This window comes from Nonlabens dokdonensis (assembly GCF_002162835.1).
GTDB classification, from domain to species: Bacteria; Bacteroidota; Bacteroidia; order Flavobacteriales; family Flavobacteriaceae; genus Nonlabens; species Nonlabens dokdonensis_B.
This window is the reverse complement of sequence record NZ_MAAX01000103.1, coordinates 12,714-27,668: the sequence shown is the minus strand read 5'-3', so window position 1 is coordinate 27,668 and position 14,955 is coordinate 12,714. Positions and strand designations below refer to the sequence as shown.

The 14,955-nt window shown below is 34.8% G+C and carries 15 protein-coding genes and 1 other RNA gene; 6 read left to right on the top strand and 10 right to left on the bottom strand.

The window, feature by feature from the left end:
* Positions 1 to 589 (bottom strand): hypothetical protein (locus tag A9Q93_RS06530; RefSeq protein WP_303686576.1); only part of this gene is annotated, 589 nt, incomplete at its 3' end.
* Between the two features lie 49 nt (positions 590 to 638).
* On the opposite strand from A9Q93_RS06530, the gene A9Q93_RS06525 reads away from it, so the two are divergent.
* Positions 639 to 995: a TM2 domain-containing protein gene (locus A9Q93_RS06525; protein WP_303686575.1), complete on the top strand. Its 357-nt coding sequence runs from the start codon at positions 639 to 641 to the stop codon at positions 993 to 995.
* A gap of 75 nt (positions 996 to 1,070) precedes the next feature.
* Here A9Q93_RS06525 and aroQ read toward each other — a convergent pair whose 3' ends face one another.
* The 4 genes from aroQ to A9Q93_RS06505 form a co-directional block, all read right to left on the bottom strand.
* Positions 1,071 to 1,487, bottom strand: coding sequence for a type II 3-dehydroquinate dehydratase (aroQ, locus tag A9Q93_RS06520; RefSeq protein WP_303686574.1), 417 nt, complete (start codon positions 1,485 to 1,487; stop codon positions 1,071 to 1,073).
* 93 nt (positions 1,488 to 1,580) lie between these two features.
* A complete protein-coding gene (locus A9Q93_RS06515; RefSeq protein WP_303686573.1) occupies positions 1,581 to 2,162 on the bottom strand; it encodes a porin family protein in 582 nt (193 codons plus the stop codon).
* A gap of 140 nt (positions 2,163 to 2,302) precedes the next feature.
* Positions 2,303 to 2,944, bottom strand: coding sequence for a porin family protein (locus A9Q93_RS06510; protein WP_303686572.1), 642 nt, complete (start codon positions 2,942 to 2,944; stop codon positions 2,303 to 2,305).
* Positions 2,945 to 3,090: 146 nt separating this feature from the next.
* A complete protein-coding gene (locus A9Q93_RS06505; RefSeq protein WP_303686571.1) occupies positions 3,091 to 3,699 on the bottom strand; it encodes a porin family protein in 609 nt (202 codons plus the stop codon).
* A gap of 202 nt (positions 3,700 to 3,901) precedes the next feature.
* Between A9Q93_RS06505 and xerD the strand changes: the two genes are divergently transcribed.
* Positions 3,902 to 4,798, top strand: a complete 897-nt coding sequence (gene xerD / locus A9Q93_RS06500) for a site-specific tyrosine recombinase XerD (protein WP_303686570.1) — start codon at positions 3,902 to 3,904, stop codon at positions 4,796 to 4,798.
* 135 nt (positions 4,799 to 4,933) lie between these two features.
* Positions 4,934 to 5,881, top strand: a complete 948-nt coding sequence (locus A9Q93_RS06495; protein WP_303686569.1) for an aldo/keto reductase — start codon at positions 4,934 to 4,936, stop codon at positions 5,879 to 5,881.
* A 63-nt stretch (positions 5,882 to 5,944) separates the two neighbouring features.
* On the opposite strand, the gene A9Q93_RS06490 is transcribed toward A9Q93_RS06495, so the two are convergent.
* From A9Q93_RS06490 to A9Q93_RS06470, 5 genes are all read right to left on the bottom strand, one after another.
* On the bottom strand, positions 5,945 to 7,555 hold the full coding sequence (locus A9Q93_RS06490) for a T9SS type A sorting domain-containing protein (RefSeq protein WP_303686568.1): 1,611 nt from the start codon (positions 7,553 to 7,555) through the stop codon (positions 5,945 to 5,947).
* A 299-nt stretch (positions 7,556 to 7,854) separates the two neighbouring features.
* Positions 7,855 to 9,429 carry a ribonuclease Y gene (gene rny / locus A9Q93_RS06485; protein WP_303686567.1) on the bottom strand — a complete coding sequence of 525 codons (1,575 nt, stop codon included), beginning with the start codon at positions 9,427 to 9,429 and terminating at the stop codon, positions 7,855 to 7,857.
* Positions 9,430 to 9,474: 45 nt separating this feature from the next.
* Positions 9,475 to 9,585, bottom strand: a non-coding RNA gene (ssrS, locus tag A9Q93_RS06480) — 6S RNA.
* Positions 9,586 to 9,639: 54 nt separating this feature from the next.
* Positions 9,640 to 9,927, bottom strand: coding sequence for a cell division protein ZapA (locus A9Q93_RS06475; RefSeq protein WP_303686566.1), 288 nt, complete (start codon positions 9,925 to 9,927; stop codon positions 9,640 to 9,642).
* 4 nt (positions 9,928 to 9,931) lie between these two features.
* Entirely contained in the window at positions 9,932 to 10,219 is a 288-nt protein-coding gene (locus A9Q93_RS06470) for a hypothetical protein (RefSeq protein ID WP_303686565.1), read from the bottom strand.
* 127 nt (positions 10,220 to 10,346) lie between these two features.
* On the opposite strand from A9Q93_RS06470, the gene A9Q93_RS06465 reads away from it, so the two are divergent.
* The 3 genes from A9Q93_RS06465 (at position 10,347) to A9Q93_RS06455 (ending at position 14,923) form a co-directional block, all read left to right on the top strand.
* Complete coding sequence (locus A9Q93_RS06465) at positions 10,347 to 12,056, top strand: M23 family metallopeptidase (RefSeq protein ID WP_303686564.1); 1,710 nt, start codon at positions 10,347 to 10,349, stop codon at positions 12,054 to 12,056.
* 54 nt (positions 12,057 to 12,110) lie between these two features.
* Positions 12,111 to 14,558 (top strand): TonB-dependent receptor, encoded by a 2,448-nt coding sequence (locus A9Q93_RS06460; protein WP_303686563.1) that lies wholly within the window; start codon positions 12,111 to 12,113, stop codon positions 14,556 to 14,558.
* Positions 14,559 to 14,686: 128 nt separating this feature from the next.
* Positions 14,687 to 14,923, top strand: coding sequence for a hypothetical protein (locus A9Q93_RS06455; RefSeq protein WP_303686562.1), 237 nt, complete (start codon positions 14,687 to 14,689; stop codon positions 14,921 to 14,923).
* Positions 14,924 to 14,955: the final 32 nt, after the last annotated feature.

The window sequence follows — 14,955 nt, the reverse complement described above, 5'->3', positions numbered from 1 at the left end:
GTTTAAGATAGTCTTCTTTCCATAAAATGTTAAGCTGTTCTCCACCCTTTAAATCATTTTTTGCATACCGGTTAAACATTTTATCTAAGTTGATCTTTTCCTTTATGCTATCGGGCACACGATCTGTGCGGTCTATTTTCCTTTGAAATTTTTTATTTCTTTTTTGAATTTTTTGAGCAGCACTCATGTAGAGTTCTCCGTTTATACAATTTGTGAGATCATCATAATAACCTTTAAAAGTACCTTCTATCTTAGATTTACCGTTGAGTCTCCTCATACTACCGTCAAAATATACATTACAAAAAGTAGTTTCGGCCATATTAGACTTAGTGTAAATTAATTCCACTTCTCTAAATTCTAGATTGTTTTTTCTATCATCATAGCGTCCCACGATTCTTGATTTCGTCTCATGTTCACCGTTCAAATCTGTATAGGAAAAACCATAAATCTTACCTTCTGATTCCTTGAAATCTAATTTATAAGGTATCAACGAGCTATCTGGTAATTTAAGAAGGCCTAAATATTCAAACTCTTGTCCACTTGCAGAAACAGCGCACAACAATAGTATTATCAAGGTAAATTTGGACATGTTTTTTTTATATATATTTGAGTAAATATAACTAACTAAATTTTTATTTATGAAAACAAAATTAACTCTTGTACTAATGAGCCTATTTATGATGATAGGTAGTTTTGCTTATGCTTCTTTCCCAGTAGAAAGACAAGTAACGACTAAGGTGGTACAACTTGAGAATGGCACTACTATGGAGGAAACCTCAACTTCATTAACAACGCCTGCAGCTGTTGTATGGTCTGAAGATCAAACTATCGCCACTTTGCTTTTTGTATTCCTATGGCCATTTGCTGCACATAGATGGTTCTTGCGCAGTCCTATTGGCTGGAATATTTTGTTTATACTTACATTTGGAGGTCTTGGTATATGGGCTTTAGTAGACCTTATAGACATACTTACTGGTAATTATCCTGGACTATAAAAGGATTTCATAAAATTATAAAAGCTCGTTAAGGTAATCCTTAACGAGCTTTTTTACTTTAAATAGTAATTACAATTATAACATAGAGTTGATAGCAAGCTCATAACTCTTTAAACCAAATCCACTTATCACACCTTTACAATGTTTTGATATATAAGAGACATGTCTAAATTCTTCTCGATTCATCACATTAGAAATATGTACTTCAATTACAGGAACAGAAATTCCAGCAACAGCGTCACCTATAGCTATAGAAGTATGTGTAAATGCGCCAGCATTACATACCACAGCATCAAAACCTTCCTTTTGAGCCATATGTAGCTTATCGATAAGCGCTCCTTCAGAATTAGATTGAAAATAACCCAATTCCATTTCCTGAAATTTAAATTGCAGTTCACTGAAATACTCGTCAAAAGTTTGTGAACCATAGATTTCTGGCTCTCGAGTTCCTAAAAGATTAAGATTAGGACCGTTTAAAATTAATATTTTCATGAAGTAAAGATATTAGTAATTCCGCTTTCGCGAAAGCGAGACACAAAAAAAGCCGATTCATGTGAACCGGCTTTAAAAAATGTTGAATTCTATTTAAAAATTAAATACACCACCAATGTTAAAAGAACCTCCATAATTGGTTCTTGAAACCTCATTTACTTCTAAAAAGTCTGTGATACCTAAATCATTTTGAGCTTCAAAAAGCAAACTAAAATTCTCATTTATAAATAATTTATAACCTATCCCATAAGATAATGAGATTTGAAAACTTTCTATTCCATCAGTAACTTCAATACCTTCAAATTCAGCATTAGTTAAAAAACTTGGTGAAAATCCAAAGTTTAAATTCCATTTTCTGGTGCTACCAAAATGCCAGTTTGCATTCAAAGGAATGGCAATATAATTTAACTCAAGTTCACCATCGATACCGTCTGCTCCCATAGGTAAGTAATTGATACCTGATCTTAGAGACCATCTATCATTAAAGTAATAGTCTGCATGTACTCCAAAAGCGACACCTGTTCTATTATCCAGTCCTTCTACCTCATCTCCATTAAAATTAGACGAATTAAAACCTACGTAAGGAGCTATCTCAAAAACACCTTTTTCTCTTTCTTGTGCATTTGAAATAGTAAGAGATAAAACTGCAACAGCAGCGAGTAATAAATTTTTCATTGTAGTTTTTGTTAGTTATTATTGAAACAAATATGTATCAATTAAGTCACATACGTAAGAAAAATCGTATTTTTTTTTTACAAAAAAAAGCAACTTCTATTTATTTAGAAGTTGCTTTTTAAATAGATATTTATTCAATCCTAGTTGAAGAAATATCCTACTGAAACTTGAATTACATTATTTTGCTGTTTAAAATCATCAGATCCTTCAAAATCATTGATATTAGAAAGTCCCAGGTTATAGCGTACAGCAAAGTTTAATCCACTATCCATTTTGTAACCTAATCCTACACCTACACCTAAATCTATAGAACTTACATCGTCCTTTACGTCAGCTTCTCCAGAAAAAGTTTCTGTAACTCCGCCAAAAGTTTCTGTCTCAGTAAACTCAGCGTCTGCCGAAAGAAGAATCCCAATTTGTGGACCAGCCTCAATGCTAAAACCATCAGCTACATAGTATTTAGCTAATAATGGTATATTCAAGTAAGTCAATTTAAGTTCACTTTCCTCAGTAAATGAAAATCCATTTCCAGATTCTGAAAATTCGTTTTTAGCACCTTGTGAAGAATAAACCAACTCCGGTTGAAAAGCAAATTTATCAGAGATCATTATCTCTGCAACACCACCCACATGAAATCCTGTGCGACTTTCTACATCATCAGTTTCATCTCCTCCTATACTTGATAGGTTTAAACCTGCTTTTGCACCAAATTTAATTTCTTGTGCGTTCCCTAAGCCCAATCCAAAGATTGCAATCGCGGCTATTAAAATGATTTTTTTCATAGTTTTATATTTGTTAGATGCTCAAAGCTATCAGATAAAATGTTTTCAAAATGTTAAAAAAATCTAAAAATCAATAAATTACCCATTAATGGGTACAAAAAAAGCTGGCTTATAAGCCAGCTTTTTACATCTGTTATTTAGTTACTTTAAAACTTATAACCTAAAGAAACCGCTAATACAGAATTTGTAATATCATCACCAAAGGTATCACCATCTTCAAATACATTATTAAGACCGATCATATAACGCACATTTGCAGAAAGTCCTTCAAGTGAAGTTCCTTCTTTAAATTTATAAGCAAGTCCACCACCTGCAGATAGATCTAATTCTTCAGCATTTAGATCAGTTTCTCCATTCAAGATACCTGCACCTTCTATACTACTTTCATCCTTAACCAAAATACCGAATTGTGGTCCAGCTTCAATTGAAAAACCAGACTCACCAATATAAAACTTGGCTAAGACTGGAACATTTATGTAATCAAGTTTTAGCTTTTGTTCTCCACCACCGGTTAAATCTCTTTGTAAACCCTGTTGAGAGTATAAAGCTTCAACTTGTAAAGCAAACGTAGGGTTAAACATATATTCTCCTGTAATACCTACATTGATACCTGTTCTACCATCAGCATCCTCAAGATCATCACCTGTAAGCTTTGCAAAGTTAGCACCTACTTTTGCCCCAAAATCGATTTCCTGAGCATTTGAAATTCCCATTGCAAATACCGCAGCTACTGCACTCAAAATTAATTTTTTCATAGTTTGTTAATTTAAATGTTTGATACAAAACTATATGAATATCCTAAGTCTAAGTACTAATAATATCAAAACAGAACTTAAAGTTTGTTAAATAAAATATTTAACACCTGTATATCAGTATTTTAAAAGCTCCTATTTGATTTTAATTAACTCTTATAGATCTTAAAACTAACTTAAATACTTAAACTACTACCTTTACCTTATGAACTGGAAACAAGCTGTAAAAGATTTTAGTACTTATATGCAATTAGAACGCGGACTTTCTGTAAATACTGTAAAAGCTTACAAAAGGGACCTTAACAAATTGATTCAGTGGCTCAGTGAAAATAATATGAAAGACAGTCCTGCTCTTATCACCCAAGACGCGCTACGTTCCTACATATATGCTCTCGCAAAAACGGTACAACCTCGATCCCAAGCCCGTTCTATAAGCAGTCTCAAGGCCTTTTTTGAATTTCTTATTTTAGAACGTTACAGAGAAGATCAACCTATGGAACTGATAGAAACTCCTAAAATAGGTCGCAAACTTCCAGACACTCTAAGTACTATAGAAATCGACAAGCTCATCGATAGCATCGATCGATCTACGCCGGAAGGTGAACGCAATCGTGTTATCTTAGAAACACTTTATGCTTGCGGTTTGCGCGTTAGCGAATTAATCTCGCTTAAAATTAGTGATCTATTCTTTGATGAAGGGTTTATTAAGGTAACTGGAAAAGGCGATAAACAACGGTTTGTGCCAGTAGGTAATCATACTATAAAAATGATAAACACTTACAAGAATGAGGTGAGAATACATGTTCCCTTAAAGCCCGATCATACAGACACATTATTTTTAAATAGACGCGGCGCGGGATTAACTAGAGCGATGATTTTTCATATTATTAAAGAACAGGCAATCGAGGCTGGAATTAAAAAAACCATTAGTCCACATACTTTTAGACATAGCTTTGCCACACATTTACTTGAAAATGGTGCCGATTTGCGCTCCATACAAATGATGCTGGGACATGAAAGTATCACTACAACAGAGATCTATATGCACGTAGACCGAGTTCATCTTGCAAAGGTTATTAACGAGCACCATCCTAGGGCTTAAGCATTTACAAAAACTCTTCATTTAGTATTACTTTAAATATTCACGTAGGTTGTACTAAAGTTTTAATAAAGTGAAGTATATTTTTTGGTATCCGCTTTCGCGAAAGCTAACTTTATAAAAAACAAAACAATACTTATGAAAACTTTAGAATTTAGAAATGGCGATAAGATGGATGCAATAGGATTAGGAACCTGGAAATCAAAGCCTGGAGAAGTTAAGAAAGCTATTATTACAGCACTTGAAGAAGGTTATAAACATATCGATTGTGCAGCGATCTATGGAAACGAGAAAGAAATAGGAGAAGCCTTTAATGAAGTATTTTCAAAAGGAGAAATCAAAAGAGAAGACATATGGATTACCTCAAAACTTTGGAATAATGCACATTTAAAAGAAGATGTAGCACCAGCACTAGATCAAACTTTAAATGATTTGCAATTAGACTATTTAGACCTTTATTTAATGCACTGGCCAGTTGCCTTTAAACCAGATGTTCAAAATGCAGAAAAGCCTGAAGATTATTTATCACCAGAAGAAGCTCCTATACATGAGACCTGGAACGCAATGGTGGAACTGCAAAAATCTGGTAAAGCAAAACATATAGGTGTTTCTAACTTTTCTACTAAGAAGCTAGACGATTTACTGTCAAAAACAGATGTAACGCCAGAAATGAATCAGGTAGAATTGCACCCTTTATTACAACAAAATGAGTTGTTTGAATACTGTTCTAGTAAAGGAATTCATATGACTGGTTACTCTCCATTAGGAAGTGGTGATCGCAGCGATGGTATGAAACAAGATAACGAGCCTAACATGCTAGAAAATGAAACCATCAAGTCTATCGCTTCAAAGCACAATGCTAGTCCAGGACAAGTATTGATTAACTGGAGTGCACATAGAGGAACTGCTGTAATACCTAAATCTACTAATGAAGGTCGTATAAAAGAAAATCTTGCCGCAGCTGGAGTAAATTTTGATAAAGAAGACTTAAAACAACTTGCAGAAATGGATGAACATTACCGCTACGTAACTGGTAAGTTTTTTGAAGTGCCTGAGAAAGGATATGATAATATCTATGATGAGTAAATCATTCATTAGGTAATAGGTCAACAATCAAAGCTCTAATTATTTCTCAATAATTAGAGCTTTTTACTTTTTTAAGATTTTGTGAACCTCACTATGAGAATCAGTAATAATATTTAAAAAGTACAATCCAGCCGAAAGCTCAGAAAGGTCGATGGTTTGAATGCTGGATTCATTTATCTTAGCAGCACTAACCTCTTTCCCCATTACATTAAAAATGGAGAAGGACAAAAGGGTTTCACCATTTCTATCAATAAAAAGTTTACTCTCAACCGGATTAGGAAAAACAGACAGCAATTGATCATTATTACTAGCTACACTTAATGTTGGGCTCCCATAAAATTGGCCATAAATTTCATATTCACGATCTACCATCATACTCGCTGGCGAAGTATCCTCGGCAGCATATACTGTTAGTAACGCACTATTTCCATTACTTAAAATTCGTGGAAAACGAGCACTTCCAGCTTCATCTACCGGAGCAGAAGAGACTCTTAAAAGATTAGCACCTATTACACCAGCATTTGTAACAGATCTCATAAAAATCTCTACCTCATTCCTATTGGTAAAAAATGGATTTGCTCTAAAAACTACATAGTAATTATTATCTCCAGGTAACCATTCTACGTCTGGTGATACAGCGTCATGTCTCGTGCTAGTTCCTGCAACCATACTTATTTCAAATTCTGGCACGACTAGGCTCATAGTACTATCATAAATAACGCCAAATACATCAATTTCTCCGTTTGTAGTATTATCTGCGTCATATACAAAAAGGTATTGATTATTCAACTCATCCCAAGCTGCTCTTACATATTTAAATGCAAAACTTAAATTATCAATTGAGCCACGATTACTTAATCTTGTTGTGGTGCCTACAGTACCAGATTGACTAACTATAGTTACATAAGCTTCTTCTTCAAGAGGCAAAGGAGAAGCAGAGTAAGTGACGACATATTCATTTGTCTGAGAATTAAAAATAACATCTGGAATAGAACTATTAGTCTGAGCTCCAGTAGTGGAATCTGTAATAGAAATAGTACTACCTAACAATGCTCCGGTAGAAGATAGTCTTTGCCCTTCTATCTCTACCGTAGCTGGTGTAGTACTAGTTGCCTCTACAATGTATACATAAACTACAAGATATTCATTTAAAGTAGGATTATATGTTAATCCAGGAGACCTACTAGAAGTGGTTGTAACACCACTTGCACCTCTAGTTGTTATTCTAAAATCTGGCGTAGTTATCACTCCATTTGCATCTACAATCACACCAAAGATTTCTCTTTCACCATTATTAAACTCTCCTTCATAAACTACCAGATAATTATTATTAGTAGAATTATACGACACTCTAGGTCGCGTATTGGTAAGCATACTTTGCCCAAGACTAAGTGATGAAATGAGAAAATCATTACCTTGAACATTTCCATTCAAATCAACAAAACGACCTATTATCTGTATATTATTATTTACCACACCCATTTGATCTGTATCATCACTTTCCCAGACTACAAGATAATTTTGACTTACAGTGTTATAAGCCATGTCAGGAAAATCAACCTCTATTAGATTGTTACCAAATCCACCAGCATCGCTTATCCTAAAATCATCAGGACCATAAAATTGTGCATTTGCTATTGCAGTAATAAATATCAATGTGTAAAAAAGTCTCATAATAAAACGGTTTAGTTTTTATTTATGGGGAATTGATAAGGTTAGGTAAAGTTATTGCTTTATTCGCTTTCGCGAAAGCTAACTCTATAAAAAACAGAAAGATAATTATTAAAACTAAAATTAACGCTCACTCAACTTTCTTAAAATTTATTTTTATTTTACTAAAATAATTTATTCTTTATTGCTAGTAAATGCAATAGCAAAGCAGGTTGAATTTCTTTTACAAAAATTGCGTAAAAGAAAAACTCCCTTAAACAGAATGTTTAAAGGAGCGTTTATAAATTGTATTTAGGATGCTATTACTTAGCAATATTTACCGCTCGTGTTTCTCTAATTACGGTAACTTTCACTTGACCAGGATAGGTCATATCTGTTTGTATTTTCTGTGAAATTTCAAAAGATAATTGTGCAGCACGATCATCATTAATTTTTTCACTCTCTACCATGACGCGCAATTCACGGCCAGCTTGTATCGCATATGCCTTTTCTACTCCTTTAAATCCAAAAGCGATATCTTCTAGATCTTTCAATCGCTGGATGTAAGAATCTAGTACTTGTCTTCTAGCTCCTGGTCTCGCACCGCTAATAGCATCACAAACCTGTATAATAGGAGAAAGTAAGGATGTCATTTCTATCTCATCGTGGTGTGCTCCTATCGCATTGCATACTTCTGGTTTTTCACCGTGCTTCTCGGCTAGTTTCATACCTAGAATTGCGTGAGGAGTTTCATCTTCAGTTTCCGGGACTTTACCTATATCGTGAAGAAGTCCAGCTCGTTTAGCAAGTTTAGGGTTTAATCCTAACTCAGAAGCCATTGTACCACAAAGTTTTGCTACTTCTCTACTGTGCTGTAATAAATTCTGTCCATAAGAAGAACGGTATTTCATACGACCTACCATTTTAATCAATTCAGGATGCAATCCATGAATACCTAGATCGATAACGGTGCGCTTTCCTACCTCAGCAATTTCTTGATCGATTTGCTTTCTAGTTTTTGCAACTACTTCTTCAATACGTGCTGGATGAATACGTCCATCTGTCACTAATTTATGAAGAGATAAACGCGCTACTTCTCTACGTACACTGTCAAAACAAGAAAGGATAATGGCGTCTGGTGTATCATCTACAATAATCTCAACACCTGTAGCAGCTTCAATAGCTCTAATGTTACGTCCTTCACGACCTATAATTCTACCTTTAACATCATCGCTCTCTAAGTTAAATACAGATACACAATTTTCTACTGCTTCTTCTGTACCTATGCGCTGTATGGTGTTTATAATTACTTTACGAGCTTCTTGCTGTGCTGTAAGCTTTGCTTCTTCAATGGTCGTCTGAATAATTCCCATTGCTTCTGTTTTAGCTTTATCTTTTAAAGATTCTACCAGTTGTTTTTTTGCATCTTCACCAGACATACCGCTTATAACCTCAAGTTGTTTTACTTGTGATTCATGCAGCTTGTCTACCTCTTCCATGCGTTTGTAAACAGACTCTCTTTTACCTTCTACTTCTTTAAGTTTGCTCTCTAGAGACTGACTTAATTTTTTGTTTTTAGATAGCTCATTTGAAACAGCAGATTCTTTATCCTTGGTACGTTTTTCTGCATCTTTCATTTTTTGTTCTCTAGCCATGATTTCTTTTTCATGCTTAGATTTAAGATCCATAAACTTTTCTTTACCTCGATAGAGCTTCTCGCTAGTAATTTTATCTCCTTTGACTTCTGCTTCTTTGAGGATACTCTCTGCTTCTTTCTTTGCGTTTGCAATAAGGCTAGAGGCCTTTCCTTTTTCTACTATTGATTTTGCTATAAAGAAGCCTATTGCTAGACCTATTATGAGCGCCACGACTGCGGCTATGATTGTTATTGTTTCCATTGGTTATTATATATAAAAAAACCTACACAAGTTTGGGTTTTGTATGAACTCCTTAAATAAAGTTTAAGGCTAACTGGTTGATCAAGGATCCGACTCATACGTTCGGCTTGCTTTTACAACCACGACTCACCTTTTTTAAAGAATTATGTGTTGAGTTCACCAAAAAATGAAACAAGTGTAGGTAGTAATTGTTTTTTATTTAAAGAACGATTATGATAATTGCTTATCTAGCAACATATTAAGAACCTGTATTTGTTCTCTAGCCTGTTCTACATCAGCACTATCATCTATAACTATTTGCTCAGATTTTGCCGCAAACTGTAAAGCACACATGGCAAGAAGATCTTGTTTATCTCTTACTGCATAACTTTGTTCTAATTGCTTTATCATCGCTTCTATACTTTTTGCTGCTTTACGCAAACCTTCTTCTCGAGAAGGATCGATAGTTAGAGGATAAACCCTATCAGCTACTGATATTTTAATTTTAAGTTTATCCACCTTTTTAGGTTAATTGGGCAATACATTGATCGATTTCTCTTATCAATGCATTTATTTTGAGCTTGGTTTTTGTTTTATAATCATCACTACCTAGCATCGCATTAGCTGTTTTAAGCGCTACATTTCTATCTTCACTTTCCTTAAACGCGGTAATAAGCGCATTATTTTCTTTTTCAAGTTCAAAAATGCGTTGTTCCTTATCACTCATCTGAGCCTTTAATCTATTATTCTCAGATATTAAAGTCTTGATCTTTAGTTCTATTTCAGAAATCTGAGAAGATAATGTAGGCATACGTACTAATTAAATGCTGTAACTACAAATCTAGGATTACCATATGACAATTCAAATATTTATGGAACAAAGTTTGAAAAGCTTTATTTAATTCGTTTAAATCACTTTCACATTATATATTTATCCTATGATAAGACATGCATTCTGTTTTTTACTACTATTTATATTTATTCCTCGCTTTGGCGAAAGCCAAACTATCAAAAATCTACCTCAAGATTACTTTGTTAATCCTCTTGATATAGATTTGAAATTAAGTGGCACTTTTGGTGAGTTACGGTCCAATCATTTTCACAGCGGTCTAGACATTAAAACAAATCAGCGTACTGGTGCTAAGGTTTATGCTAGTGCATCTGGTTATGTAAGCCGTATAAAAATAGAAAGATATGGTTATGGCAAAGCGCTTTACATCACTCATCCTAATGGTTACACTACTGTTTATGCACATTTAAAAAAATTCTCTCCACGCATAGAAGCATATTTAAAGAAAAAGCAATATGAAAAAGAAAGCTACACGATTCAATTATTCCCTACAGATCTTGAATTAAGAGTAGATCAAGGTGAGGTAGTTGCTTATAGTGGTAACTCTGGTGGTAGCGGTGGACCACATTTACATTTTGAAATAAGAGATAGCGCCGCAAGACCATTAAATCCTTTGATGATGGGAATTGAAATCCCAGATACTAAGAGACCTCTGGTTAAACAAATTAAAGCATTTCCACTAAGCGAAACTTCCACAATAAACGGTAAGCATGAAGCGCAGTTACTACGTCTTATCCCATTAAAAGGCGGGAAATTCAAAGTAGAAGAATTTAATGCTTATGGTGACATAGGCATAGGTGTGAATACCAGTGATCAACAAAACGGTGCTAATAATCAAAATGGTACTTACCATATTGCTAGCTTTTTTAATGGGACTAAAAACTTTGAAATGACCTTTGATCGTTATGCATTCAGTGAGTCTAGGCATATCAATCAATTGATTGATTATGAACATTTCAAGAAAACTAAAAGTCGTATTTCTAAATTATATATCCCTAATGACAGCCCGTTAAGTCTTTATGAAGATCATGTAAACAATGGTGTTTTACAGCTGGTTGACCCAGGAGCTACTCATTTATACCGCATTGAAATAGCTGACTATAAAGAAAACAAAGTGCAAATTAATATGAGTATTAAAAATGATGCAGCTCCAGACTCTATAGTTCTTGATCAAGACGACCAGCTTACCTTTGTAGATCATAACTTGACCTATAGAAATAGCAGTGGCCCTTTTACCTTAATGATTCCTAAAGGAGCTCTGTATGAAAGTGCTTTTCTAGATTTACAGCAAAATGCTGATACTGTAAAAATTCACAGCGACATCATTCCTTTACACAAGAATATGATTATAACTTATGACGCTAGTGCAAAGAAACATGATAATCTAAAACAATATTATATAGGTCGCGTGACAGATTGGGGTGCAGTCTATCATGTAAATACTAGAAGAAAAGGCAACATTCTCAGTGCGAGTACTCGTACTTTAGGCACTTATGCCATTAGTAAGGACGATGTAGATCCTACGATAAAACCAATTAATTTCAAGAACAAACAGTGGATTTCTAAAAATAAAACACTAAAACTCAAAATAGCAGATGCTGATACTGGAGTTGACGCTTATCGAGCAACAGTGAACGGTAAATTCATTTTAATGGAGTACGATTATAAAACCGGAATACTCACACACGATTTTGACGATGGCGTCGTTACTGATACAGAAAATGAGCTTAAAGTAATCGTTACTGATAACGTAGGAAATAGTGCTACATTTGAGGCTACATTTTTCCGTAAAAGCTAATACTACAATTTGAAGAACTTCTTACTTTTCATCGCGTTATTTACAACTGGTTTTTTGAGCGCACAAAACGCTGTTATACAAGGAATTGTTTTAAATGAAAATAATCTACCTATAGCAAACGTAAGTATAAAAGTAGCTGGAACTACCATAGGAACCGCAACAAATGATACTGGCTTTTACAAATTAATAGTTCCGGCAAATCAAAAGATAACCGTAGTATTTAGTTCCATTTCTTATAAAACAGCGAGACAAAACTTTGAGTTAGATGGTAAAGCTATTTTTGAATTCAATCCAATCTTAAGTACGGAAATTGAACAAATAGTAGAAGTTTACATAAGCAACACTAAAACCAGAGAGTTTGCTGGTATTACTAACGTTAATCCCGAGGTGGTAAGGAGAATTCCTGGTGTGCAACCTGGAGTTGAGAATTTATTAAAATCACTTCCTGGCGTTTCTTCTAATAATGAACTGAGCACTCAATACACAGTACGCGGTGGGAATTTTGATGAAAATTTAGTTTACATCAATGAAATTGAAGTGTATAGACCATTTCTCATACGCAGCGGTCAGCAGGAAGGATTGAGCATTGTTAATTCAGACTTGGTACGTAGTGTTGATTTCAGCGCTGGTGGATTTCAATCTAAATATGGAGATAAATTGAGCTCTGTTTTAGATATCAATTACCGCCGCCCTACAGAATTTGGCGCAGGAGTAGACGCAAGCTTTTTAGGTGTTAACGCATTTGTAGAAGGTACCGCTTTCGCGAAAGCGGCAACAGGAATACTAGGTGTGCGATACAGAAACAATAGTTTATTTGTTAATTCAAGAAAAACTGAGGCAATCACAAGACCAGTATTTGTGGATGCTCAAACCTATTTAACCTACGAAGTAAGCCCAAAATTTGAATTGAGTTTCTTAGGAAATATTGCTATCAACAGTTACGAATTTGAACCACTTACCTCACAAACTAACTTTGGTACCGTAGATGATGCACAGGCATTAATTATTAACTACGATGGCGGAGAGGACGATCAATATGAAACCTACTTTGGAGCTGTAAAAGCAAGCTACGATGTGAATGAATCATTGAATTTGAGATTTATTTCAAGCGTTTACCATACTAAAGAGCAGGAGCATTTTGATATATTAGGACGTTACAGAATAGGACGACCTAACACAAATATAGGTGGTGATGACCTGGGAGAAGTTGATTTTACTCGTGGAATAGGAAGTGAGTTAGATCATGGTCGTAATGATCTAGATGCACTAATTGTAAGTCTAGAACACAAAGGAACTTTAGAATTAAATCAAGACAAAAAAGAAAACGATCAGTTAGACTGGGGCATCAAGTTTAACTCAGAAGATATACGAGATCGCTTGAGAGAATATACTGTTATTGATAGTGCAGGTTTTAATGTAAGACCACCATCTGTTCCGGCAAATGATCAGCCTTATTTTTCTTATGTCGCTCCTTTAGAATCCTTTGAATCTGCTAGAGCAGACAATGATGTTCAAGTAACAAGACTGCAAGCTTTTGCACAATACAGCAGTCGTGGCTATTTAGGTGATCAAGAAGTGTACTGGAATGCAGGTGTGCGTTCTCACACGTGGAATGTAAATGGAAAAGATATTCAAAGCACCACACAAACGGTGTTTTCACCACGTGGACAGGTGGCGATAAAGCCTTACTGGAAGAACACTAACATGCTCTTTAGATTCTCTACAGGACTGTACTATCAGCCACCACTTTATCGTGAGTTGAGAAACCAGCAAGGAACGGTTATACCAGATGTCAAGGCACAGAAATCAGTTCATTTTGTGCTAGGTAACGACTGGAGTTTTAACTGGACCACGAAAGATGGTGAAAAAAGGCCTTTTAAACTTACTAGTGAAGCTTACTATAAAAACCTGACTGATGTGAATACCTATACCTTAGAAAACGTAAGAATTAGGTATCGAGCAAATAATAATGCTGAGGCCTATGCCTATGGACTAGACGTGAGACTGGCAGGAGAATTTATAAAGGGAACAGAAAGCTGGATCTCTCTAGGTTATTTAAGAACAGAAGAGAATCTTGATGGCCGTGGTTTTATAGCACGACCTACAGATCAACGATTAAAAGTTGCTTTCTTGTTTCAGGATTATGTTCCTAATATTCCTAATTTAAAAGCTTACATCAATATGGTTTACAGCTCTGGATTGCCTGGTGGCTCTCCTAGCTATGCAGATCCTTATGATTTTCAGTTTAGATTATCAGACTATTTCAGGTCAGACCTAGGTATTCAGTATGTACTTGTGGACGATAAGAAGAAAGCAAGAGCAGGCAGCTGGCTAGAAAATTTTGAAGAGTTGTCCATAGGAGCTCAAATTTTCAACATCTTTGATCGTCAAAATCAAATTTCAAATCTCTGGGTAAGGGACGTAGCTTCTAGTGCTCAATATGCAGTTCCTGTGCGTTTAACACCACGAGTTTTTAACCTAAGACTTATTGCTCGATTATAATTTAACCATTCCTTCCTTCACAGACTGTTCAAGCGTGTAATGCCATGGTTCTAAGGTAATCGATATTGTGATTTCATTAATATTTTTGTTTAACTTTTTAAGTATATTTATAAACAAAATTAGTTCTCATGAAAATTACAGCCATGCAGTGGCTTGCAATGACCACTTTAATATTGATTACTGTAACTATTTTTACAACGATGAATCTATCCTTCAGTTGGGTGTTTTATCTAACTGTTGCAGGACAAGCACTCCTAATAGTGACCGTCTACAAAGTCCTAAAAGACGACTACACCACAGATAAAACCTTCAAAGATTTCTATGAAGATCGACCAGATTTAGGCTCTAATGAAGAAGTGGATTAAAATTTGTGATTGCTATTTAATGTTAAGGTTTT